Genomic DNA, 22,927 nt, shown 5'->3' on the forward strand with positions numbered 1-22,927 from the left:
GGCTGAAGCCGCTCCCACTGAACACCGGCCCCTCGCCCGCGCCGACTAGCCGACCGGAGCTCAATCGTAGTGCCCGCGCATCTGCGCGATGACCACCTCGTCGTCGACGACCTTGTAGATGACGCGGTGCTCGTCGTCGATGCGCCGCGACCAGTAACCGCTGAAGTTGAACTTGAGCGCCGCCGGCGGGACGATAATCGGGCATGGCCCTCACCAGCCCCCTCCCCACCGCCTTCCCCGCCTCCAGCCCCGGCCGCCTCCCGGCGCTGAAGGGCCTGTGGCCCTTCCTGCGCCCCTACCGGGCGCGCATGGCGCTCGCCTTCGCCCTGCTGTGCCTGGGCTCTGCGCTCATCCTGCTGATGCCGCTGGCGTTCCGCGACCTCATCGACTTCGGCTTCGGCGCGCCCGCACGCCCGGCGGACGGCCTGCTCGCCGGGCTGAGCCTGGACGGGCATTTCGTCGCGCTCTTCGGCCTGGCGGGCGCCTGGGCGCTCGCGGTGTCGGCGCGCTACTACACCGTATCGTGGATCGGCGAGCGCGCGACCGCGGACCTGCGCAGCGCGGTCTATGCGCGCGTGCTCACCCAGTCGCCGCAGTTCTTCGAGACCCTGCAGACCGGCGAGGTCCTGTCCCGCCTCAGCGGCGACGCGACGCTGATCCAGACCGTCGTCGGCAGCTCGGTGTCGATGGGCCTTCGCAGCCTGTTCCAGTTCGTCGGCGGCATGGTCATGCTGGCCGTCACGAGCTTCCACCTCTTCGCGCTGAACCTCGGCCTGATGGCGCTGCTGACCCTGCCCATCCTCGCCATCGGCCGCAAGCTGCGGCGGCTGTCGCGCGAATCGCAGGACCGCATCGCCGACGCCTCGGCGCTCGCCGGCGAAATCCTCAACGCCATGCCCACGGTGCAGGCGTACACGCAGGAACGGCACGAAGCGGCACGCTTCGCCGACGCCACCGAAACCAGCTTCGCGACCGCGATCCGGCGCACGCGCATGCGCGCCGTGCTGACGGCCCTGATCATCACCGCGGTGATGGGCACCATCGTCTTCGTGCTGTGGATCGGCGTGCGCCAGGTGCACGCCGGCGCCATGACCCAGGGCCAGCTCGCGTCCTTCCTCCTGTATGCCGTGCTCGTCGCCGGCGGCGTCGGCACGCTGGCCGAAGTGTGGGGCGACGTGATGCGCGCGGCCGGCGCCGCCGAGCGCCTGCTCGAACTGCTGCACGCCGACAGCGCGATCCGCGAAGCGCCCCGCCCGCAGGCGCCGACCCGCCCGACGCAGGCCGCGATCACTTTCGAGCACCTCACGTTCTGCTACCCGTCCCGCCCGCACGTGCGCGCGCTCGACGACATCTGCCTCGACGTCGCACCGGGCGAAAGCGTCGCCCTCGTCGGCCCCTCGGGCGCGGGCAAGACGAGCCTCTTCCTCGTCCTACTGCGCTACTACGACGCGACCGGCGGTCGCATCCGCCTCAACGGGCAGGACATCCGCGAACTCGGCCTGCACGACCTGCGCCGCGGCATTGCCATCGTCCCGCAGGAACCGGTGATCTTCTCGGCGAGCGCGCTCGACAACATCCGCTACGGCCGCCCCGGGGCGAGCGACGCCGAAGTTCGGGCAGCCGCCCGCGCCGCGCTCGTCGACGAATTCGTCGAGCGCCTGCCCGAAGACTACGACACCTTCCTCGGCGAACGCGGCACCCGCCTGTCCGGCGGACAGCGCCAGCGCATCGCCATCGCGCGCGCGATCCTGAAAGGCGCCCCGTTGTTGCTGCTCGACGAAGCCACGAGCGCCCTCGACGCCGAATCGGAAATCCTCGTGCAGCAAGGCCTCCACAGCGCGATGCAGGGCCGCACCACGCTCATCATCGCCCATCGCCTCGCCACCGTGCAGAGGGTCGACCGCATCGTCGTGCTCGATCAGGGGCGTGTCGTGGAAACCGGCACCCCGGCCGATCTCCGCCGCCAGGGCGGACTTTATGCGCGTCTGGCGGCGCTGCAGCTCGCCATGTGAGCCGCGGGGCCACGGCCATGCGCCCGGCCCGCGCGCCGCCCCGCAGTCACTGTCCCTCCCCCCGACGACCGGCGCGATGCCCGCAAGCGTGCGCGCTACGACAAGCGCGTAGCTTGGCGGGTGTAGACTCTGACCTTTGCCCCGGGGGCGTCGAGCAGCCGCCGACTCCCGCCCCGGCGAGTTCCACGGAGACGCCATGCGCAAGCGCGACAACACGCTCACCACCGACCAGAAGGCCCTCGCGATCAACCTCGACAAGTACAAGTACGGCTCGATCGTCGAGATCGGCGCCGGCCAGGAAGTGGCCCGGCGCTTCTTCTCCGTCGGGGCCGCCGCCGGCACCATCGCGAAGACCATGTCGGCCTACGACATGGCGGTGAGCGACGACATCTACGGGCACGTCGACCGCTACGTGAGCCGGGCGCGGCTGCTGCAGATGCTGGAGAAGGAATTCACCCAGGTCGTCGACCGGCTCGCCCATCTGCGGGCGAAGAACACGACCTTCTTCGCCTACGCTGCGACCGTGACCGCCCGCAGCTTCAAGCAGAAGAACGAATGCCACGGCTGGGTCGGCATCCGCCTGCAACTGCATCCGGGCGCCATGCCCAGCGACGTGATCATGCACGTGCGCATGCTCGACAACGACAATGCGCTGCAGTCGGAAGCGCTCGGCATCCTCGGCGTGAACCTGATCCACGGCGCCTTCCTCCATCACCAGCACCCCGAATGGGTCGTCGAGGGACTGGCGGACGGACTCGGCTCCGACCGCATCGAGGTCGACCTCATCCACTTCTCCGGCCCCTACTTCGAGGAAGTCGAGAACCGCCTGATGAACCTGCACCTGATCCGCGCATGGCTCACCCGGGCGGTGGTGTTCAATCCGGCGGGCGAGGTGGTGGTACCGGGAGAGTTGTTCTATCGCAAGCCGGTGACGGTCATTCGCGGCAGCTTCAAGCCGGTGACGCTGGTGAACGTCGACATGATGTCCGCGGCCCTCAAGCAGTTCAGCCAGCTCGCGGCGGTGGATGAGAATGAGATCCTGTCACTCGCCGAGATCACGATGAACTCGCTCGTGAGCGGGGACAACGTGGACGGCGCGGACTTCCTCGCGCGCATCGACCTGCTCGCGTCGCAGGGCTGCACGGTGATGGTCTCGGACTACGTGCGCTTCTTCCGCCTGCGCGCCTACCTGCGCCGCTACACGCAGAAGCCTATCGGCATCGTGCTGTCGGTACGCGACTTCGACTTCCTGTTCGACGAAAAATACTACGACGGCCTGGAGGGCGGAATCCTCGAAGCCTTCGGCAAGCTCTTCCCCGACAACACGTATGTCTACGTGTATCCCTCGCGCCCGCGCCACGGCAACACGCAGGCGCTCGTCACGCTGGACAACGTCGTGGTACCCGCCAACCTCGGCCACCTGCTCGCCTTCCTCAAGGAAAACCGCAAGCTGATCGCGGTCGAACCGCGCGACGAGAGCCACCTGCACATCGACGCCACCGAGGTTCTGGCCGCGCTGCGCCGCGGTCGCGGCGAATGGGAGCACGACGTGCCAGCGGTGGTCGCCGCGCGGATCATCGAATCGCGGCTGCTCGGCTTCGACACGGAATGATCCGCGGGCTGCCGCAGCCACGGTGTGAGCGGACGGGCGCCGGCAGTGGAAGTCGCGCCACGATCGACTAGATTGAATGACCGGGCGGAGATGGCGAACCGCCCTGCGCAGCGAGTCGAGGCAACGATCGGGGGAGCGCGAATCATGAGGCGGACAAATGCGTGGGCGTGGCGGCCCCTTTTCCTTGCCAACGCGACCGCGCTCGCCCTGCTCGGGGCGGGGAACGCCTTCGCCGACGGCGGGACGGCGGTGTATGAAGGCACGCCGGTCAAGATCGGCCAGGGCGCTGCGCACACTGTGGTACGCACCGGGGCCGACGGCGCGGTGACCGCGATCGGCGTGGTATTCAGCGAGAACATGCTCGACGGCCTGCCCGTCGCGGCGCCTGGCGCCAGCCCGCATTTTCCCTACGTCTTGAGCATGCCGACGAAGGGACCGAAGACGGTCATCGATCACGTCATGATCGATTGGGAATCGATGGGCCATCCTCCGCCGCAGGTCTACGACGTGCCGCATTTCGACTTCCATTTCTACCTCGTGAGCCGCGACGAGGTGTCGAAGGTCCGTTTCAATGGCCCGAACGATTCGGCCGAACCGGGCCAGCAACCGCCCGCCGAACTGATGCCCGCGGGCTACATCCTGCCTCCGGGCACCGCGGTGCCGCGCATGGGCGTGCACGCCATCAACCCTGGCTCGCCCGAGTTCCAGAAGCAAGCGTTTGCCGCGACCTTCATCTACGGCTACTACGAGAAGCGCCTGACCTTCCTGGAACCGATGGCATCGCTCGAATTCCTCAGGTCGAAACCCTCGTTCTCGGCGCCGGTGCCACGGCCGGCGAAATACTCCAAGGGCGGCGCCTATCCGTCGCGCTACAGCATCGGCTACGACGGCACGAAAAAAGTCTATGCGGTGATGCTGGAGGAGCTGCGCTAGCGGAGGCTGCTGCCGGCGCAGCTGCGCCGCGCTCAGTCCTCCAGCGGGCGCTCCAGGTGCAGCCGGCGCCACAGCTCCGGCATCGCCTCGGCGGCGCCCAGGCGCAGGCGGTGCGAGACGATCTCGCTGACTTCGGTTTCGCCGGGGTTGATCTCGACACTGGGCACGCCGACCTCCCTCGCCCACCACACCGGCCCCGAGATGTAGGGGAACACGCTGGTGGTGCCGATCGACACGACGAGGTCGAGGCCGTGCGCGATCAGGGTCTCCAGCCGGTGCAGGCCGGCCTCCGGCAGCATCTCGCCGAACAGCACGACATCGGGCCGCAGCACGCCGCCGCACTTCGGGCACGCCGGCGGCAGCTGCAGGCCGGAGTAGTCCTTGACGCTGCGATGGTGATTGCACTCCATGCAACGCAGGTGATGCACGGTGCCGTGGATCTCGATGACGTTGCGCGAACCGGCGTCGCGGTGCAGCCCATCGACGTTCTGCGTGAGCACCCAGACGCCCGGCTTCTCGTGTTCCAGCGCGGCGATGATGCGGTGCGCGATGTTGGGCTGTGCGCCGCGGCAGTTGGCCTCGATCTGCGCGATGTACTTCCACGAGATGTCGGGGCGGCGATTCATCATCTCGCCCGACAGGGCCTCTTCGATCATCAGCCCTTCGTCGGTGAGGCGCTCGTGGTACAGCCCGCCGATGCCGCGGTAGGTGGGCAGACCGGAATCGGCCGAGATGCCCGCGCCGGTGATGAACAGGATGCGCCTGGCGTCGGCGATCAGTTGCGCGACGCAGTCCAGGGTTTCGGCTTCGCTCATGCTTTCGCCACTTCGACGAGACAGTCGTAGAAGGTCGGTCCGCCACCGAAGTCGGTCAGCGCGGGCGAGGTGACGGCGTTGGCGTTCTCGCCGTCGCCCGAGAGCTTGCGCCACCACACCGAAGGGCACACGACGAGGCCGCGCCGCACGCGTTCGGTAACGACCGCCTGCGCGTGGAAGGCGCCACGGTCGTTGAAGATGCGCAGGCGCTCGCCCGCGGCGATGCCGCGCCGTGCGGCATCGTCCGGGTGGATCTCGAGCTTCGGCCCGCCTTCCTGCTCGCGGAAGCGCGGCAGGTTGGCGAAGCTGGTATTGAGGAAGTTGCGCGCCGGCGGCGAGATCATCGCCAGCGGATAGCGTGCGGCGAGTTGGGGGTTGCTGACCGGTGACTCGTGCGGCGGCACCCAGCCCGGCAGCGGGTCGAGGCCGCGCTGCGCGAGCGATTCGGAGAAGAACTCGCACTTGCCCGAAGGCGTCGGGAAGTTGCCCTTCGCGAACGGGGCGAAGGGGCGCGGCAGGTTGAGGCGCACCCAGCCGCGCGTGCGCAGCGTCTCGGGGTCGAGGCCCAGCGCGCGGTTGTCGCGACGCTTGAAGGCCTGCGCGGCGATCTCGTCGTCCGACTCGCGCAGCACCGCGTCGGTGAAGCCCATGCGCGCGGCGAGCAGCCGGAACACTTCGCTGTTGGGCCTGGCCTCACCCAGCGGCGCGATCGCCGGCTCGTTCGTCAGCGCGTAGAGGTGGCCATAGGCCTTGTGCACGTCGCGGTGCTCGAGCTGGCTGGTGGCGGGCAGCAGGATGTCGGCGTAGTCGGCGGTGTCGGTCTGGAAGAGCTCATGCACGACGCAGAAGAGGTCCTCTCGCATGAAGCCTTCGCGCACGCGCGTGCCGTCCGGGGCGACCGCGACGGGGTTGGAGTTGTACACGTACAGCGCACGGATCGGCGGCTCGTCCGCGCGGAGGAGCGCCTCGCCGATCGTCGACATGTTGATCGTGCGCGGCGGACGCGTGTGGTTGGCGGTGTACAGCTCGGGGCGTTCCAGCGACTGCTGGTCGAGGGGGAAGTTGCCCGAGGTCGATAGCAGCGCGCCGCCCGCCGGATGGCGCCACGCGCCGGTGAGCGCCGGCAGGCAAGCGATGTTGCGCATCACCGTGGCGCCGCCGGCGCAGCGGTTGAGGCCGTAGTTGAGGCGGATCGCCGCCGGTTTCACGCTGCCGTACTCGCGCGCGAGGCTGCGGATCGTATCGGCGGCGAGGCCCGTGAGCGGCGCCGCCCATTCCGGCGTGCACGTCTTCACGCGTTCGGCCAGCGCATCGAAGCCCAGCGTGTGGGCGTCGATGTAGTCGCGGTCGATGAGGCCATCGGCGATCAGAACCTGCATCATCGCCAGTGCCAGCGCGCCGTCGGTGCCGGGCCAGGGCGCGAGGTGCAGGTCGCACTTCTCCGCCGTCTGCGAACGCCACGGGTCGATGCACACGAGCTTCGCGCCGCGCCGCTTCGCCTCCAGGATGTAGCGCCAGCCGTGCAGATTGGAGACAACCGGGTTGCCGCCCCAGATCAGGATCAGCCTGGCGTCGACGATCGCCTCGGGGTCCATGCCGACCGAGGCGCCCATCGTCGCCTTCCAGCCCGCCGCACCGGCCGAGGCGCAGATCGTGCGGTCCAGCAGCGAGGCGCCGAGGCGGTGGAAGAAGCGGCGGTCCATGCTCTCGCCCTGCACCAGGCCCATCGTGCCGGCGTAGCTGTAGGGCAGGATCGCGCGCGGGTCGTCGGCGGCGATCGCGGCGAACTTCGCAGCGATGGTATCGAGCGCCTCATCCCACGAGATGCGCTCGAAGCGCCCCTCGCCCTTCCTGCCGACGCGCTTCATCGGGTGCAGCAGGCGCTGGTCGGAGTAGACGCGTTCGAGGTAGTGCGCGACCTTGGTGCACAGCGCGCCGTTGGTGAAGGGCAGGTCGTCGGCGCCGCGGATCTTCACCGCGCGGCCGTCCTCGACGGTGACCTCCATCGCGCAGGTGTCGGGACAGTCGTGCGGGCAGGCGGCGCGGACGACCTTGCTGGCGGCAGTGCTCATGACGACTCCTGAATCCTGCCGGACCACGCGACGCGCGCCGGCCTGCAATCATGGGGCGGAGATCGCGGCGCCCCGCCCGCCGCGAGCCGGCCGATGAAGGCCGGCACCCGGCACGTTCAGCGCTGCTTCGCGGCGGCGCTGCTCAGTTCCACGTAGCGGGCGCGGTCGGCCTCGAAGCGCGCGCGCGTCGCTTCGAGTTCGCGCGTCTTGTCCTCGATCAGCTTGCCCTGCGACGCCAGCTCGCTGTCGATCGAGCGCAGGTTAGCGGCGAGGTCGCGCGGCAGGTCGCGTCCCTTGTGGAACTCGGCTTCCTTCTCGAAGCGCTGGCGTTTGGTGCGCAACTCCTTGTCGCGCTTGCGCGCCTCTTCGATGCTGCGCTCGATGTCGGCAACGTCCTTGTCGCGGCGGCGGTCGAGATCCTCGACGCTCGCATAGGTCTCCAGCAAGGCCTGGTCGAGGCGGCGCTGTTTGGCCTGGCGCGTCTCGTCATCCTTCTTCTGCTGCTCCGCGGCATTGCGCCGTGCGATTTCGTCAGCCGTCAAGGGCGCGGAAACCTCGCGCTTGATCGTGCCTTGCGGGCCCATCTCGCGGTACGCACGCCCGTAACAGGCCTGCGGCAGCACGTCGCCGCACTGGCGCCGCCCGCTGGCGTCCTCGCAGCAATACACCTTCGCACCGGCCGTGTTGGCCAGCGTCAGGCCCAGCAGGAGGGCCACCAGCAGCTCAGGACTGCGTCGCGATGCCATAAGTGCTCCGGTAGGCCTGCACGGCCTCGAGGTTGGCGGCCAGTTCGGGGCTGTCGCCCAGGTAGCCGATCAGGTCCTCGAGCGTCGCGACGGCGACGACGGGAATGCCGAAGGACTCACGCACTTCCTGCACCGCCGATTTCTCGCCCTTGCCGCGCTCCATGCGGTCCAGCGCGATGACGACGCCGGCCGGCTCGGCACCCGCGCCGCGAATGATATCGACCGATTCGCGCACCGAGGTGCCGGCCGAGATCACGTCGTCGAGGATCAGCACACGGCCCTTGAGCGGCGCACCGACCAGGGTGCCGCCCTCGCCGTGGTCCTTGGCTTCCTTGCGGTTGAACGCGAAGGGCAGGTTCACGCCCTGCTCGGCGAGGCGAATCGCCACGCCGGCGACCAGCGGGATGCCCTTGTAGGCCGGCCCGAACAGCATGTCGCAGGGCACGCCCGCCGCCAGAATCGCGCGCGCGTAGAAGCCGCACAGCTCGCGGAACGAGCTGCCGTCATCGAACAGCCCGGCGTTGAAGAAGTACGGCGAATTGCGCCCCGCCTTGGTCACGAAGGACCCGAATCGCAGCACGCCCTTGTCGCAGGCCAGCGCGATGAAATCCCGGCTAAAATCCACGCTTTGCATCCAGTTCTGGGTTATCCGGCCGAATGTTACGCATCATCACCCTAAACCTCAACGGCATCCGCTCGGCCACCACAAAAGGCTTCCTCGACTGGCTCCCCGCGCAGGATGCGGACGTCGTCTGCCTGCAGGAGCTCAAGGCGCATGCGGGCGACCTGAGCGAGGCCATGCGCACACCCGCCGGCTACACCGGCTACTTCCACCACGCGGAAAAGAAGGGCTACAGCGGCGTCGGCCTGTATGCGCGACGCACGCCGGACCGCGTGATCGAGGGGCTCGGCATCGCCGACATCGACGCCGAGGGGCGCTTCCTGCAGCTCGATTTCGGGCAGCTGTCGGTCGTGTCGCTGTACCTGCCCTCGGGGTCGAGCTCCGAGGAACGCCAGCAGATCAAGTTCGGCTTCATGGAGCGCTTCCTGCCGCACATGGAGAAGCTGTACGCGAGCGGGCGCGAGGTCGTGATCTGCGGCGACTGGAACATCGCGCACAAGGAGATCGACCTCCGGAACTGGAAGTCGAACCAGAAGAATTCCGGCTTCCTGCCCGAGGAGCGCGCATGGATGACGCGCGTGCAGGACGAACAGGGCTGGGTGGACGTGTATCGCCGCCTGTACCCGGACACCACGGACGCCTGCTACACATGGTGGTCGAACCGCGGCCAGGCCTGGGCGAAGAACGTCGGCTGGCGCCTCGACTACCAGCTCGCGACGCCGGGCATCGCCGGGACCGCGCGCGAAGCCCGCGTCTACAAGGATCAGCGCTTCTCCGACCACGCGCCGCTGACGATCGACTACGACTGGTCCGCCTGAGCCCCCCTCCCCGGGCTCAATGCGCGTGGCCGGCGGCCTCGCGCAGCACCTCGCGCAGGTCGCCGAACTTGCGCCGGTAGCGCGCCGGCGTGAGCTTCACCTCGCGCTTGAACAGGCGCGAGAAGAAGCTCGCGTCCTCGTAGCCGAGTTCCTCGGCGATCGCCTCGACCGGCAGGCGCGTCGATTCGAGCATCTGCTTGGCCTCCTCGATGCGCACCGTGTGCACATACGCGAGCGGCGACATGCCCGTGACCTGACGGAAGCGACGCACGAAGGCGCGCTCGGACAGGCCGGTGAGTTCGGCCATCGCGGCGACCGGCGCCGCTTCCACATAATGCGTCGCCGCCCACACCTGGGCGCGGGCGATCAGCGCATCGTCGGTCTGCCGGCTGGCCGAAAGGCGCGCGAAGGGCTGCTGGCCGACGTGATGCCAGTCGATGAGGTTCATGCGCGCGAGCTGCATCGCGGGCTCGACGCCGGCGAAGCGTGCGATCAGGTACAGCGCGAGGTCCTGCCAGGTCGTGCCGCCGCCCGCCATCACCAGCCGCTGGCCGTCGCCGGCGACCACCAGCGAGCGCTGGCACTGCACCCGCACCCTGGGGAAGCGCTCGGCCAGCGTGCCGCAGAAGGCCCAGTGCGTCGTCGCCGGCTCGTCGTCGAGCAGCCCCGCCTGCGCCATCAGCAGCGCCCCCGAGCAGGCCGAGGCGATGACGGCGCCGCCCGCATAGGCCCCCCGCAGCCACGCGCACTCGGGCTCGAAGCGCTGCAACAGCTCGTCGTTCGGCATCACCGCGATTTCGGGAATGCAGACCAGGTCCGGCTGCGGCGTTGCGTCAAGACGGCAGTCCGGGCACACGCGCACGCCGTTCCCGACCGTCAGCGGCGCACCGTCCACCGACACAACCACCGGCGCCATCAGCGACAGGCCGGGGGCACCATGCTCGATCAGGCCCCAGTCGCGCCCGGCCGAGTGGAACAGGTCGTGCATGCCGTACAGCACCGAGGCGGTCGTCTCGGGGAAGGCGAGGATGGCGACTCTGGGCAGACTGTTTCCGCAGCGGGGGGCATGCATGGCGCGATCGTCCTGTTCGTGACCGTTTTCACCTTAGTCCACACCGGCCATCCACCCTAGGATGCATTCCAGACACCGCCGCCACGACGGCGCAAGGTGCACCACCCCAACGGAGAGACGCCATGAAAACGACCGACCTTGCCGGCAACCCCCTCAGCGCGACCGACGACTCCGCGCTCGCGCATTACGCGCGGGCGCTGCAGGAATTCCACTGTTACCGCGGCGACCCCGTCGCGACGATCAACGCAGCGACGGCGATCCAGCCGGATTTCGTGATGGGCCATGTGCTGCATGCCTGGCTGCATCTGCTCGGCACCGAACCGGAAGGGCTCGCCGTGGCGCGTGACGATGCGGCGAAGGCGGCGGCCTGTGCGCCGAACCGCCGCGAGCAGGCGCACCTCGACGCGATCGCGCACTTCGCCGGCGGACGCTGGGAAGCGGCCGGGCGCGTACTGGAGGACCTGGCGATCGAGTGGCCACGCGACATCCTCGCGCTGCAGGCGGGGCATCTCGTCGACTTCTACCGCGGCGACTCGCGCATGCTGCGCGACCGCATCGCGCGCGCGCTGCCGACGTGGGACGCGTCCCTGCCCGGCTACCACGCGCTGCTAGGCATGCACGCGTTCGGCTGTGAGGAGACCGGTGACTACCGCCGTGCGGAGGCGCAGGGGCGGCGGGCGCTGGAGCTCGAACCGGGCGACTCGTGGGCCCACCACGCGGTCGCCCATGTGATCGAGATGGAGGGACGGAGCGCCGACGGCATCGCATGGATGCGCGAGCGCCAACCGCACTGGGCCGAGGACAACTTCTTCGCCGTGCATAATTGGTGGCACCTCGCGATGTTCCACCTCGACCGCGACGAGATCGACGAGGCGCTCGCACTCTTCGACGGCCCGATCCACGGACCGCGCTCGGCGCTGATGCTGGACCTCATCGACGCTTCCGCGCTGCTGTGCCGGCTGCAGTTCGCCGGCATCGACGTCGCCGCGCGCTGGGCGAGCGTCGCGGACTGCTGGCGCACGTCGGCACGGCCGGGGCTGTATTCCTTCAACGACCTGCACGCGATGATGGCCTGGCTCGGCGCGGGCCAGGATGCGTCGGCGGGCGACTGGATGGCTGCGCAGCGTCATCTCGACGCGGCGAAGATCGGCGACCACGCCGCCCTCGGGACCGCGGTCGGCGAACCCCTGCTGCGCGCCTTCGCCGACCTCGCCGCCGGCCGGTACGAGGCGGCGATCGAGACGCTGCGCACGGTCCGCCCGATCGCCCACCGCTTCGGCGGCAGCCACGCGCAGCGCGACCTGATCGACCTCGCGCTGGTCGAGGCGGCGCTGCGCGGCGGGCGCGCCCCTCTCGCCCGCGCGCTGATCAACGAACGCCTCGCGCGCAAGCCGGACAGCGCGATCAACCGCCGGCTCGTCGCGCGCCTGCCCCGCTGAGCCGTCCCGCGCCGGCCGCGGCGGCGTTCGCTGCGACGGCGCGGCCCGCGGGCGGACTTGGCGGACTTACTCCCGTCCGGACACGGATCGCATGATATCGGCGTAGGCGGCTTCCAGCGCCCGCACGTAGGCAGGCCCATCCATGATGGGCGATGCGCGAAGCCTCGCCCGCAGCGAGGAACGCAGCCCTGCCAGCGCATCCACGTCGGTGGCGATCGCTTTCCCCTTCGCGACGAACTCGTCCGGCCCGTCCGCGATGAACCGCTCCAGTCCGAGGTTGGAATTGATCGAAACGCCGCCGTTGCTCGTCTGGGTCGGTCCCCTCATGGTCAGAACGGGAACCCCCATCCAGACGGACTCCAGCGTCGTCGTGCCACCGGCGTACGGGAAGGAGTCAAGGCCGACGTCTATGCGGTCGTAGAACGTCAGGTAGCTGCGATGGGCGGCCGGATCGGCGAAGGCGACCCGGGCGGCGAGCCCGCGGCCGGCGAAGTGGCGCTCGAGGTCCTGGCGCGGCGCCGCTCCCCATACGACCATCAGCAGGCGAGCATCGGGCACCGCCGCCAGGATGTCGGCAAAAAGATCGAGCTGGGCCAGCGTCAGCTTCGCCAGGTTGTGGAAGCTGCCGAACGTGAGATAGCCGTTCTTCTGTGCGGGCGAAGGTCCGACCTGCGGCTGCTCGTCATCCGGTTCGTAGCACCATTGACACGCTGGCAGGCGCACCAGTTTTTCGGTGCCGTATTGGTCGAGCCCCGGCGGACAGGTGAAGCGGTCGCCGAAGCGGTAGTCGATGGCTTGCAGGCCCGTCGTGTTGAGATAGCCGAGCATCGTGGCCTGAACTGGCGCCGGGCGGGTGGCCAGCGCCTTCAGGCGTTTTCCGTGGCTATGGCCGGTCATGTCGACAAGCAGGTCGATGCCGTCCGCGCGTATTCTTCCTGCAAGCTCTTCATCCGACATCGAATGGCAGTCGACCCAATGATCGACCATGCCCTTCAGTTCCACCGTCACTTCATCCTCGATCGGGGAGTTCGAATAGCAGTGGATCTCGAAACGGGATCGGTCGTGGTGGCGCAGGATAGGGCGAACGAAAAAACGCAGCGCGTGCCGCCGGAAGTCGGCCGAAAGATAGCCCACGCGCAGCTTGCGACTCCCGTCCCAGGCCAGACCGGCCGACGGCGAGGCCGGCGTGTCCTGCGGGACGAAGCGCCTGGCCCACTCGCGGTGAACGGCGCTCATCGCCTGCAAATCGGTGGAGAGGTAGTTCAGGTTCATGAGCCGCGACCACCAGGCGGGCTCGAAGCCGGGGTCCAGGCGCAGCGCTTCCTCGATCAAGGTCTCGGCCTCCCGCACCCTGCCGAAGCGCGTCACGATGACGGCGAGCTTGGTCAGCACGCGGGGGTCGCGGTGCACGCCGAGCGCCAGCCGGTAGCTGTGCTCGGCCTCGTCGATGTTCTCCACGTTGTAGCTTGCGTCACCGAGCGCGACCCACGCCGGAAACATGTTCGGCGCTGCCTCCGTCGCCTTGCGCGCGGCGGGCAGGGCCTCTGCGGACCGTCCCGTCGAGATGCAGGCGTTCGCGAGCCCGAGGAGCGCCGCTGCAAAACCGGGATCGAGCGTGCAGGCCTCGCGGTAGGCTCGTTCCGCGTCACCGAAGCGCCCCAGGCGCATGAGCGCGTTGCCAAGGTTGCAGTGGAAGGCGGGTGTGCGGGGGTTGCGGGCGATGGCCTGCTCGATGAGTGCGACGGATTCCGCATACCGCTGCCGCTGGAACGCGATCATCCCGAGGTAATGCAGCGCATCGCAGTCGCCTGGCGAGGAAACGAGGATTGCACGGTAGGCCTGTTCCGCCGCGTCGAGATGTCCTGCCTGGTGCAGCGCGACGGCGTCGAGGAGCCGGGCCGAAGCGGGACGGGCGTTCGCGGTGTTCGTGACCGGACCCGCCGCGCGATTCTGGCAGCATTTCTTGAACTTCTTCCCGCTGCCGCAGGGACAGGGGTCGTTTCGGCCGGTCATCGGGGGCATCCTCGCGAAAGGGGCGAGGCTACCATAAGCCGCGCCACGGCACGCATTATGCCGATGCGTTAAATCGTCACGCATCCGGCAATCCGCAGTTGCCTTCATCCGGGATTGGGGCTAGCCTGACCTTCCAACCCGCGCGTTCGCGCGCATGTCATGTTCAGAGCAGAAACGGGGGTGCAAGATGACTAATAACGCAGATGTTTCCCGCGACAAACTGGTTGCCGACTTCAAGGTCGTGATGAGCGACGCCGAGGAACTTCTGAAGCTGACCGCCGGGCAGGCAGGCGACAAGCTGAGCGAGGTCCGCAGCCGCCTCAACGATCGCATGCTGGCCGCGAAGGACCGCATTGCCGACATGGAGGCCGCGGCCGTCGAGCAGGCGAAGAAGGTCGCCCACGCGACCGACGACTACGTGCACAAGAATCCGTGGCAGTCGGTCGGGATCGCCGCCGGCGTGGCCTTCCTGCTGGGCCTGCTGTCGGGCCGCCGCTGAGCCGTGGCGGAAGAGGAGCACAAGCGACGCCTTGCGGGCAGCCTGCGCGGGCTGCTCGATACCGGGCTCGCCACCGCGCAGACGCGGCTGGAACTGCTCGCCGTCGAGGCGCAGGAGGAGAAGCTGCGGCTGACCGCCCTGCTCTTCAACACCGTGCTGAGCGCGGTGTTCCTCGGCTTCGGGGTCGTGTTCCTGGCGGTGTTCCTGACCGTGCTGTTCTGGGAGGAGCACCGCTTGCTCGCGCTCGGGCTCGGCACGGTCGTGCTGCTGGGCGCCGGCTTGCTCGCGGCGAGCAATGCGGCACGCGAGGTGAAGCGTGGCAGCCGCCTGTTCGCGGCGAGCCTGGGCGAACTCGCGCGCGATCGTGAAGCCTTGCGGCCACGCGAATGAATCCGCGGCTGCTCGAGCTGGCGCTGAAGAAGCAGCGCCTGCAGTTCGACGCCGAACGGCAGCGCGAGACGCTCGTCGCCGGGCTGGAACGCATCGAGTGGGTGCTCGACGCGGTCGACCGCGCCCGCGACCGCGCGCAGGGTCTGCGCGAGCATGTGCCGCTGCTGTCGGCCGTGGCGTTCGCGGTCGTGCTCCTGCGGCCGCGCCTGGTGCTGCGCGTCGCGCGCCGCGCCTGGTTCGGCTGGATGCTCTACCGCAAGCTCGGGCGTGGCCTCGATCCGCTGATCGGCTTCCTGCGCCGCTTCGCTAGCTGAGGCGCTTCTTCGGCAGCACGAAGTTCAGCAGCACCGCCGCGACGCCGCACAGGCTCACGCCCTGCAGCGCGACGCCGTCGAGCTTGAGCGCGAGCCCGCCGATGCCGAACACCAGCACCGAGGAGACGATCACGAGGTTGCGCGGCTCTTCGAGGTCTACGCGCGCGGCGATCAGCGTCTTCAGGCCGATGCTCGCGACCGAGCCGAACAGCAGCATCATGATGCCGCCCATCACCGGAACCGGGATCGACTGCAGGATCGCGTTGAACTTGCCGAAGAAGGCCATCACGATCGCAAGCACCGCCGCCCAGGTCATGATCGCCGGGTTGAAGTTGCGCGTGAGCGTCACGGCGCCGGTCACTTCCGAGTAGGTCGTCACCGGCGGGCCGCCGATCAGGCCGGCGAAGGCGACCGCCAGCCCGTCGCCGGCGAGCGTGCGGTGCAGGCCGGGGCTCTCGGTGTAGTCCTTGCCGGTGACGCCGCCGATGGCGACGATGTCGCCGACGTGCTCGATCGCCGGCGCGAGCGCGACCGGCAACAGGAACAGGATCGCCGCCCACTCGAAGCTAGGCGCGGTGAATTGCGGCAGCGCGAGCCAGGGCGCGGCGGCGATCTTGCCGAAATCGACCAGGCCCAGCATCGCCGAGAGCATGTAGCCGACCAGCACGCCGGCGAGAATGGGCACCAGCTTGAGGAAGCCGCGCGCCCACACCGCGACGACGACGGTGGTGCCGAAGGAGGCCACGGCGATCAGCATCGCCGTCGTGTAGGGCACGAGCTCGGCCTTGCCGTCGCCGGTCCTGCCCATCGCCATATTCACGGCCACCGCCGCGAGCGACAGGCCGATAATCATGATGATCGGGCCGATCACCACCGGCGGCATGTACTTATGCACGATCTCCGCGCCGTGGCGCCACACCAGTCCGGCGAACACGAAGTACATGAGGCTCACGCAGATCATGCCACCCATCGTCGCCGCGAGGCCCCAGGTCTGCATGCTGTAGATGATCGGCGCGATGAAGGCGAAGCTGGAGCCGAGGAAGATCGGCACCTGGCGGCCGGTGACGAGCTGGAACAGCAGCGTGCCCACACCCGCGCCGAGCAACGCCATGCTCGGGTTGAGCCCGGTGAGCAGCGGCACCAGCACCAGCGCGCCGAAGGCGACGAAGAGAATCTGGGCACCGGAAATCGCCTGCCGCCACAGCGGCTCGGCGCCCTCGATCGGGAGTTCGCGCATGGGAACCTCAGTTGTTGTGCTTGGTGCCGAAGATCTTGTCGCCGGCGTCGCCGAGGCCCGGGATGATGTAGCCGTGCTCGTTGAGGTGGCTGTCGATGCTGGCGGTAAAGATCGTCACGTCGGGATGCTTCTCCTCCATGAGGCGGATGCCTTCGGGCGCGGCGACCAGCACCAGTGCGCGGATCTGGCGGCAGCCGGCGCGCTTGAGCATGTCGACGGTCGCCACCATCGAGCCGCCGGTCGCGAGCATCGGGTCGATGATCAGCGCCATGCGCTCGGCGAGGTTGCCGACGAACTTCTCGACATAGGGCGCAGGCATCAGCGTCTCCTCGTTGCGGGCGATGCCGACGACACTCACCTTGGCGCTCGGGATCATGTCGAGCACGCCGTCGAGCATGCCCAGCCCGGCACGCAGGATCGGCACGACGGTGACCTTCTTGCCCTTGATGCGCTCGACTTCGACCGGACCGGCCCAGCCGTCTATCGTAACCGCTTCGAGTTCGAAGTCCTGGCACGCCTCGTAGGCGAGCAGGCGGGCGAGTTCGGCGGTGAGTTCGCGGAACTTCTTGGTGCTGACGTCGGCCTCGCGCATCAGTCCGATCTTGTGGCGGACGAGCGGATGGTTGATCTGTTTCACGGACATGGAGGGTGGCTCCCGGCTGCGGTGTGGAATCGCGCGCCAGTCTAACGCAAGGGCGCGCGGCAAAGCCCTCCGGTAGAATGGGGTCTTTGCATGAATTGTGCAGGAGGGCCGCGATGGCCGTCGATCTGGACGAAATCATCCGCGTGCGCGAGGAGGCCGACTGTCTCGCCGACGGCACGACCGTGAACGCGGCGCTGGACCGCATGGCGGCAGAGATCACCGCGCAAATGGGGCAAAAGAACCCGCTCGTGTACGTCGTGATGAACGGCGGCATGATCCTCGCCGGGCAGATCCTGCCGCGTCTGCCCTTTCCGCTGGAGCTGGCCTACCTGCACGCGACGCGCTACGGCCACGCGCTCAAGGGCGCGGACCTCGACTGGCGCATGCGGCCGACGCAGGACCTGCGCGGGCGCACCGTGCTGGTGCTCGACGACATCCTCGACGAGGGGCACACGCTGCACTCGATCCTGGAATACCTGAAAGGCGAAGGCGCCGCGGAAGTGCGTTCCGCGGTGCTCACGCACAAGCTGCACGAGCGCAAGGCCTATCCGGGCATGCGCGCCGACTTCACCGGGCTCGACGTCGCCGACCGCTTCCTGTTCGGCTGCGGCATGGACTACAAGGGCTACTGGCGCAATGCGCCGGGGATCTACGCCGTGAAGGGACTCTGAGGACAAGCAATGCTGATCACTTTCAAGTCGGCCGCCGGTGCCGATGTCATCATGTTCGGCGACATCGCGAAGAAGCTCGTCGCGATCCTGGGCAAGGATCCGCAGGACGCGAAGGGCATCGTCACCGTCGAACAGCTGCCCGACGCGATCGCGCGCCTGCGCGCGGCGATCGACGAGGACAAGGCGCGCCAGGCCGGCCACGCGCAGGACGAGGACGACGAACCCGATCCCGAGCGCCGCGGCATGGCCGCGCCGGTGAGCCTCGCGCAGCGCGCGTGGCCGCTGCTCGATCTGTTGCAGCTGTCGCAGAAGGAAGGGGTGCCGGTCGTGTGGGGCGTCTGAGCGCCCTGCCCGGCGTGCGCCCGCCGTGACCGGTCTTGCCATCCTCCTCGTCGGTTATTCGCTGTTCAGCGCCCTGACCATCGCGCTGACGCATTTCCGCAGCGAGCATTACGGTGACCAGCCCGTGTCGCGGGCCATGGGCCTGGTCCTCCTGCTGGCGCTGGGCGCCCTGCAGGCAGCCCACTTCGCCTGGTTGTACCTCGAACGCGACTGGGTCACCGAGCTCCCTTACCGCATGATCCTGTTCGCCGTGGCGCCGGCGTTCTACATGTTCAGCCGCCCCTTGCTGCGCCCGCAGGCTGCTTCCCCGAACCGCCCCGCCCTGCTCGGTCACGCCCTCCCGCTCCTGATCTGCCCCTTCCTGCCGGAAGCGTCGGCCTTGCCGCTGGCCTTCCTCGTCGGCGCCGGCTACATGCTGTGGCTCGCGCGCAGCCTGTTCCGGCTTCGCCACGAGCGCGCCCATTTCCATCTCGAACTGCTCCTGCTCGGGGGCGTCTTCACGATCGCGATTTGCGTCTCGGCGCTCGGACTCGTTCAGGCATCGCTGCCCGACAGGCTGTTTTTCAGTCTGTATGCGGTTGCCATCGGGCTGGCCTTCCTGCTGGTGCAGACGACGCTCGTCCTTCGGCCGCAGTTGTCGGTCGAGGTGCGTGAAACGGTGCAGGCGGCGTACGCGACGTCGACGCTGAACAACGTGGACTGCGATGCGATGCTCGCCAGGCTCGAGGCACTCATGGCAAGCGAGCGGATCTACGCCGATGCGGACCTGAGCCTGCCGGGTCTTGCCGAGCGGGTCGGGCTGCGCCCCCATCAGCTGTCGGAACTGCTCAATGCCCGGCAGGGGAAAAGCTTCGCGCGCTACCTGCGCGAGCGGCGCGTGGCCGCCGCCAAGGCCATGCTGTGCGACGAGCCCTCGGCTTCGGTGCTGTCGGTGGGCCTCAGCGTCGGCTTCACCTCGCAGTCGAATTTCTACGACGCATTTCGCGAGGTCGAGGGAACGACACCCGGCCAGTTCCGCAAGCTCAACGCCCGGGGCGGGGCGGCGCGATAGCCGTCAGCGACGACAAGACGCTCCGGAATGATCTTTCCGGAGCCGAAAAGCGTTCCTTTTCGATAAGAACGGAAGTCCCGCCGGGCACCGTTCCGCAGAGTGAGGGCTCCTGTCATACGCAAGGAGCCACTCATGAACGCCTATCTCCAGTTGCTCGCGGCATCGCTCATCAGCATCGCCGCCAGCCTTGCCGTCCTGCATGTGCTGTCCGGACCGCTGACGAACATCCTCGACCGGATCTGCCCGGACGAACAGGCCGCCGCCTTCTGGGCGAGCTACACGAAGCTCATGCTGGTCATCGCACCGCTGCTGCTTGTCCTCCTGGTGGACATGTTCGCGCGCGTCGGCAATCCGCTCGACAGCCTGCGCCTGACCCTGATGGCGGCGCTGGGAGGGCTGCTGCTCGGGCTCTTTTCGGTCGGCCGGCATCTCGGCCGCTTCGTCGAATCGGCGCGCGGAGGCGATGCATCATGAACATCCTGCTCACCGGCGCCAGCGGCTTCATCGGGCGCAACATCGCGACGGCGCTCACTGCGGCCGGCCATCGCGTCACTCCCGCGGCACGCGCGAACGGCATCGATTTCCGCCGCATGCACTCCGCCTCGGACTGGCAAGCGCATCTTGCGGGGATCGACGCGGTCATCAACTGCGTCGGCATCATCGGGGAGAACGGCGGCCAACGGTTTGCGCCGCTGCACACCCTGGCACCGTCAGCCCTGTTCCAGGCTTGCGCGCAGGCCGGGATTCGCCGGGTGCTGCAGATCTCGGCGCTGGGTGCCGACGAAACGGCGTTTTCCGCCTACCACCTGAGCAAGCGCGCGGCCGACGACTGCCTGCGCAGCCTCGACCTCGACTGGTTCGTGTTGCGCCCCTCGCTGATCTACGGTCGCGGCGGCAAGAGCGCCCGCCTGTTCATGGGCCTGGCCGCACTGCCCCGCATTCCCGTCATCGGCGACGGGCAGCAAGCAATACAGCCGGTGCACATCGGCGACGTGGTGGCGACCGTCATGCGCTGCCTCACCTCGCCACAGGTCCGGCAGACCCTTGATATCGTCGGCCCGGAAACCGTCACGTTCGCCGATTGGCTGCAGCGCATGCGCGAAGCCCAGGGCCGGCCCCGCGCACGCCTCGTGCGCATCCCCGCTTCCCTGGCGATGGCCCTGGCTCGCGTGGGACGGTACATCAACCCGATCCTGCAACCGGATAACCTGCGCATGCTGGAGACCGGCTACAAGGCCGACTTCCGGCCGCTGGCGCGCTTCCTCGGGCGCATGCCGCACACCGCCGAAACACGCCTGTTCTTCTCGGATGGCACCGATGCACGGAGCGCATCATGACCTACACCCTGCTCAAGACCTTCCATGTCCTCAGCATGGTCCTGCTGTTCGGTACCGGCCTAGGCAGCGCGTTCTACAAGTGGATGGCCGACCGCAGCGGGAATCTGGCCCACATCGCGGTCACCAACCGGCACGTGGTGCTGGCCGACTGGATCTTCACGACTCCGACGGTGATCCTCCAGCCCGTCAGCGGCTTGTGGATGGTATTCCTGCTCGGCGTACCGCTCATGACGCCCTGGGTGGTCGCCAGCCTGACCCTGTTCCTGCTTGCGGGCGCCTGCTGGCTGCCCGTGGTGTGGCTGCAGATCCGCATGCAGAAAATCGCCGAAGACGCCGTCGCCCGCGGGACGCCCCTGCCCGCGCTGTACTGGCGCATGACGCGCTGGTGGTTCTGGCTCGGCGTTCCCGCCTTCACCGCGATGGTGCTGGTGGTGGCCTTGATGGTGTTCAAACACGTTCCGGGAGTCGGATCATGAAGAGTCTCATGCAACAGGCGCTGGGCGCCGACTGGGAAAAGCTGCCTCCGGCATTGCAGGCCCATTACCGCTTCGGCACGAACACCGACAGCGGGCACATGGATATCCACTATCCCGGCTACCTCCAGCCCCTGCTGAGCACCCTGCGGCTCCTGGGGGCCCTGGTCAATCGCCGCGGCAGCCGGATCGATACCGTGGTCGAAAAGGAGGTGGTCGGCGAGCGGCAGTACTGGCGCAGGACCGTGACCTACCCGGACGGCAGGGTGATCCGCTTCGACAGCTTCTGGGTCGCTGCGGGCGCGGGAGAGGTCATCGAGTTCGTCAATCCCGTACTCGGGCTGCAGATGGCCCCGTACGTCCGCGGGGAGCGGCTGCATTACCGCGGCGTGCGCTACGTTGCCAGGCTCGGGCCGCTGCTGCTGCCGATCCCGGAATGGCTGATGCTGGGGCACGCCACCATCGTCGAGGAGGCGGTCGATGACACCCGCTTCGCCATGGACTTTCGCCTCACGCACCCGCTGCTGGGCGAGGTCTTCCGCTACGCGGGGGAGTTCGAGACCGCCTCGCGCGGATCCTGAGCGATCGCCCCGCGCATTCACCCTGCCGGCTGCCGCACCCACGCGAAATAGCTGCCCAGGCTGGCGATCGCACCGACGGCGATGACCAGCGCCATCGGCACGACGGACTGCGCGAGGCTGTGACCGACAATCACGCCGGCCAGCGCCGCGAGGCCCATCTGCGAGAAACCCATCAGCGAGGCCGCGGAACCGGCCATGTGCGGATAGGGCGCCATGCCGATCGCGGCCGCGTTGGGCATCACGAGGCCGATCGAGCAGGCGGAGAACCACATCGGCAGCATGACCGCGAGCGGGTGGTGCACGCCGGCGAGCGCGAGGCCCAGCATCGCGCCGCCGGCGACGACGCCCAGCAGCGCGCCGTTGCGCATCAGCCTCTCCGGGCCGACGCGGCGCGACAGGCGGCCCGAGGCCGTCGTGCCCGCCATGTAGCCCGACACCATCACGCCGAAGGCCAGGCCCATCTGCTGCGGCGTGAAGCCGAACATGCCGATGAAGACGAAGGACGAGCCGGAGATGAAGGCGAACAGGCCCGCGTAGGCGAGCGCATTGCAGAGCAGCACCCCGCGGTAGCGGCGGTCGCGCAGCAGCGTCGCGAAATTCGCCCAGATCTCCGCCGGGCGGCCAGCCGCCGGGTTGAGGTGGGGATTGGTCTCGCGCAGCAGGAACATGATGGCGAGCACGAGCAGCACGGAATACGCGGCCAGGAACACGAAGGTCGCGCGCCAGCCCCACCACTCGGTGAGCCAGCCGCCGACGAGCGGACCGACCAGCGGCGCGATCGCCATCGCAGTGCCGACGTAGGAGAGCATGCGCGCCGAGTCCTGCGGCCCATACACGTCGCGCACGACCGCGCGCCCCAGCACCGGCCCCGCGCAGGCTCCGAGCGCCTGCAGGAAGCGGGCGGCGATCAGTGCCTCGATCGACCCCGCGAAGATGCACGCGACCGATGCGACGACATACACCGCGACTCCGGACAGCAGCACGGGCCGGCGCCCGTAGCGGTCGGACAGCGGCCCGCAGGCGAGCTGGCCGACGGCGAAGCCGAACAGATAGACCGACAAGGTGAGCTGGGTGTGCGCGACGTCGGTCGCGAGCGACGCGGTGATCGCCGGCAGTGCGGGCAGGTAGAAGTCGGTCGACAGCGGCCCGAGCGCGACGAGCGCGGTGATCAGGACGGCAAGCGTGAGCGTGGGCGCGGCGGTCATCGAAGCGTGGGCAAAAAAAGAGGCCCGATC

General features: G+C 68.5%; 25 protein-coding genes. 15 read left to right on the top strand and 10 right to left on the bottom strand.

Annotated elements, in window-relative coordinates; all coding sequences use genetic code 11:
* Nucleotides 1-60: 60 nt before the first annotated feature.
* Nucleotides 61-198: a Txe/YoeB family addiction module toxin gene (locus U5817_RS23665; protein ID WP_407281127.1), complete on the bottom strand. Its 138-nt coding sequence runs from the start codon at nucleotides 196-198 to the stop codon at nucleotides 61-63.
* A 5-nt stretch (nucleotides 199-203) separates the two neighbouring features.
* On the opposite strand from U5817_RS23665, the gene U5817_RS23670 reads away from it, so the two are divergent.
* From U5817_RS23670 to U5817_RS23680, 3 genes are all read left to right on the top strand, one after another.
* Complete coding sequence (locus U5817_RS23670) at nucleotides 204-2,012, top strand: ABC transporter transmembrane domain-containing protein (protein WP_407279034.1); 1,809 nt, start codon at nucleotides 204-206, stop codon at nucleotides 2,010-2,012.
* A 196-nt stretch (nucleotides 2,013-2,208) separates the two neighbouring features.
* Nucleotides 2,209-3,624, top strand: a complete 1,416-nt coding sequence (locus tag U5817_RS23675; protein ID WP_169127874.1) for a TonB-dependent receptor — start codon at nucleotides 2,209-2,211, stop codon at nucleotides 3,622-3,624.
* Nucleotides 3,625-3,768: 144 nt separating this feature from the next.
* Nucleotides 3,769-4,557: a DUF5602 domain-containing protein gene (locus U5817_RS23680; protein WP_407279035.1), complete on the top strand. Its 789-nt coding sequence runs from the start codon at nucleotides 3,769-3,771 to the stop codon at nucleotides 4,555-4,557.
* A 32-nt stretch (nucleotides 4,558-4,589) separates the two neighbouring features.
* On the opposite strand, the gene U5817_RS23685 is transcribed toward U5817_RS23680, so the two are convergent.
* From U5817_RS23685 to pyrE, 4 genes are all read right to left on the bottom strand, one after another.
* Nucleotides 4,590-5,372 carry an NAD-dependent deacylase gene (locus tag U5817_RS23685; RefSeq protein WP_407279036.1) on the bottom strand — a complete coding sequence of 261 codons (783 nt, stop codon included), beginning with the start codon at nucleotides 5,370-5,372 and terminating at the stop codon, nucleotides 4,590-4,592.
* The gene (locus U5817_RS23690) at nucleotides 5,369-7,444 is read right to left on the bottom strand and encodes a molybdopterin-dependent oxidoreductase (RefSeq protein WP_407279037.1); all 2,076 of its coding nucleotides are present in this window, start codon (nucleotides 7,442-7,444) and stop codon (nucleotides 5,369-5,371) included. The genes U5817_RS23685 and U5817_RS23690 overlap by 4 nt, the downstream gene beginning before the upstream one ends.
* Nucleotides 7,445-7,560: 116 nt before the next feature.
* On the bottom strand, nucleotides 7,561-8,190 hold the full coding sequence (locus U5817_RS23695) for a hypothetical protein (RefSeq protein WP_407279038.1): 630 nt from the start codon (nucleotides 8,188-8,190) through the stop codon (nucleotides 7,561-7,563).
* Nucleotides 8,168-8,824: an orotate phosphoribosyltransferase gene (gene pyrE / locus U5817_RS23700; RefSeq protein ID WP_211162183.1), complete on the bottom strand. Its 657-nt coding sequence runs from the start codon at nucleotides 8,822-8,824 to the stop codon at nucleotides 8,168-8,170. The genes U5817_RS23695 and pyrE overlap by 23 nt, the downstream gene beginning before the upstream one ends.
* A gap of 23 nt (nucleotides 8,825-8,847) precedes the next feature.
* Between pyrE and U5817_RS23705 the strand changes: the two genes are divergently transcribed.
* On the top strand, nucleotides 8,848-9,630 hold the full coding sequence (locus U5817_RS23705) for an exodeoxyribonuclease III (protein WP_169127864.1): 783 nt from the start codon (nucleotides 8,848-8,850) through the stop codon (nucleotides 9,628-9,630).
* Between the two features lie 16 nt (nucleotides 9,631-9,646).
* Here U5817_RS23705 and U5817_RS23710 read toward each other — a convergent pair whose 3' ends face one another.
* Complete coding sequence (locus U5817_RS23710; RefSeq protein ID WP_407279039.1) at nucleotides 9,647-10,702, bottom strand: GlxA family transcriptional regulator; 1,056 nt, start codon at nucleotides 10,700-10,702, stop codon at nucleotides 9,647-9,649.
* 122 nt (nucleotides 10,703-10,824) lie between these two features.
* On the opposite strand from U5817_RS23710, the gene U5817_RS23715 reads away from it, so the two are divergent.
* Nucleotides 10,825-12,141 carry a tetratricopeptide repeat protein gene (locus U5817_RS23715; protein ID WP_407279040.1) on the top strand — a complete coding sequence of 439 codons (1,317 nt, stop codon included), beginning with the start codon at nucleotides 10,825-10,827 and terminating at the stop codon, nucleotides 12,139-12,141.
* Between the two features lie 66 nt (nucleotides 12,142-12,207).
* Here U5817_RS23715 and U5817_RS23720 read toward each other — a convergent pair whose 3' ends face one another.
* Nucleotides 12,208-14,262, bottom strand: a complete 2,055-nt coding sequence (locus U5817_RS23720) for a tetratricopeptide repeat protein (protein ID WP_407279041.1) — start codon at nucleotides 14,260-14,262, stop codon at nucleotides 12,208-12,210.
* A gap of 79 nt (nucleotides 14,263-14,341) precedes the next feature.
* On the opposite strand from U5817_RS23720, the gene U5817_RS23725 reads away from it, so the two are divergent.
* The 3 genes from U5817_RS23725 to U5817_RS23735 are packed head-to-tail and all read left to right on the top strand — an operon-like array spanning nucleotide 14,342 to nucleotide 15,357.
* Nucleotides 14,342-14,653, top strand: coding sequence for a YqjD family protein (locus tag U5817_RS23725; RefSeq protein ID WP_169127856.1), 312 nt, complete (start codon nucleotides 14,342-14,344; stop codon nucleotides 14,651-14,653).
* Between the two features lie 3 nt (nucleotides 14,654-14,656).
* Complete coding sequence (locus tag U5817_RS23730; RefSeq protein WP_407279042.1) at nucleotides 14,657-15,043, top strand: phage holin family protein; 387 nt, start codon at nucleotides 14,657-14,659, stop codon at nucleotides 15,041-15,043.
* The gene (locus tag U5817_RS23735) at nucleotides 15,040-15,357 is read left to right on the top strand and encodes a YqjK-like family protein (protein WP_407279043.1); all 318 of its coding nucleotides are present in this window, start codon (nucleotides 15,040-15,042) and stop codon (nucleotides 15,355-15,357) included. Before U5817_RS23730 ends, U5817_RS23735 begins: the two co-directional genes overlap by 4 nt.
* Here the strand turns inward: U5817_RS23735 and U5817_RS23740 are convergent.
* On the bottom strand, nucleotides 15,350-16,594 hold the full coding sequence (locus tag U5817_RS23740) for a uracil-xanthine permease family protein (protein ID WP_169127850.1): 1,245 nt from the start codon (nucleotides 16,592-16,594) through the stop codon (nucleotides 15,350-15,352). The two genes, U5817_RS23735 and U5817_RS23740, sit on opposite strands and share 8 nt — an antisense overlap.
* Before the next feature lie 7 nt (nucleotides 16,595-16,601).
* A complete protein-coding gene (gene upp, locus U5817_RS23745) occupies nucleotides 16,602-17,237 on the bottom strand; it encodes a uracil phosphoribosyltransferase (RefSeq protein ID WP_407279044.1) in 636 nt (211 codons plus the stop codon).
* Between the two features lie 113 nt (nucleotides 17,238-17,350).
* Here upp and U5817_RS23750 point away from each other — a divergent pair, with 113 nt between their 5' ends.
* The 7 genes from U5817_RS23750 (at nucleotide 17,351) to U5817_RS23780 (ending at nucleotide 21,692) form a co-directional block, all read left to right on the top strand.
* The gene (locus U5817_RS23750) at nucleotides 17,351-17,908 is read left to right on the top strand and encodes a hypoxanthine-guanine phosphoribosyltransferase (RefSeq protein ID WP_407279045.1); all 558 of its coding nucleotides are present in this window, start codon (nucleotides 17,351-17,353) and stop codon (nucleotides 17,906-17,908) included.
* Nucleotides 17,909-17,917: 9 nt separating this feature from the next.
* Nucleotides 17,918-18,250: a DUF1840 domain-containing protein gene (locus U5817_RS23755; protein ID WP_407279046.1), complete on the top strand. Its 333-nt coding sequence runs from the start codon at nucleotides 17,918-17,920 to the stop codon at nucleotides 18,248-18,250.
* 25 nt (nucleotides 18,251-18,275) lie between these two features.
* Entirely contained in the window at nucleotides 18,276-19,301 is a 1,026-nt protein-coding gene (locus U5817_RS23760; protein WP_407279047.1) for a helix-turn-helix domain-containing protein, read from the top strand.
* 132 nt (nucleotides 19,302-19,433) lie between these two features.
* The gene (locus U5817_RS23765) at nucleotides 19,434-19,775 is read left to right on the top strand and encodes a hypothetical protein (protein ID WP_407279048.1); all 342 of its coding nucleotides are present in this window, start codon (nucleotides 19,434-19,436) and stop codon (nucleotides 19,773-19,775) included.
* Entirely contained in the window at nucleotides 19,772-20,638 is an 867-nt protein-coding gene (locus U5817_RS23770) for a complex I NDUFA9 subunit family protein (RefSeq protein ID WP_407279049.1), read from the top strand. Before U5817_RS23765 ends, U5817_RS23770 begins: the two co-directional genes overlap by 4 nt.
* Nucleotides 20,635-21,114 carry a DUF2269 domain-containing protein gene (locus tag U5817_RS23775; RefSeq protein ID WP_169127834.1) on the top strand — a complete coding sequence of 160 codons (480 nt, stop codon included), beginning with the start codon at nucleotides 20,635-20,637 and terminating at the stop codon, nucleotides 21,112-21,114. The genes U5817_RS23770 and U5817_RS23775 overlap by 4 nt, the downstream gene beginning before the upstream one ends.
* Nucleotides 21,111-21,692 carry a DUF4166 domain-containing protein gene (locus tag U5817_RS23780; RefSeq protein WP_407279050.1) on the top strand — a complete coding sequence of 194 codons (582 nt, stop codon included), beginning with the start codon at nucleotides 21,111-21,113 and terminating at the stop codon, nucleotides 21,690-21,692. The genes U5817_RS23775 and U5817_RS23780 overlap by 4 nt, the downstream gene beginning before the upstream one ends.
* 17 nt (nucleotides 21,693-21,709) lie before the next feature.
* Here the strand turns inward: U5817_RS23780 and U5817_RS23785 are convergent, their stop codons facing one another.
* The gene (locus U5817_RS23785; RefSeq protein ID WP_407279051.1) at nucleotides 21,710-22,897 is read right to left on the bottom strand and encodes a multidrug effflux MFS transporter; all 1,188 of its coding nucleotides are present in this window, start codon (nucleotides 22,895-22,897) and stop codon (nucleotides 21,710-21,712) included.
* Nucleotides 22,898-22,927: the final 30 nt, after the last annotated feature.

This window comes from Aromatoleum evansii (assembly GCF_045689615.1).
GTDB classification, from domain to species: Bacteria; Pseudomonadota; Gammaproteobacteria; order Burkholderiales; family Rhodocyclaceae; genus Aromatoleum; species Aromatoleum evansii.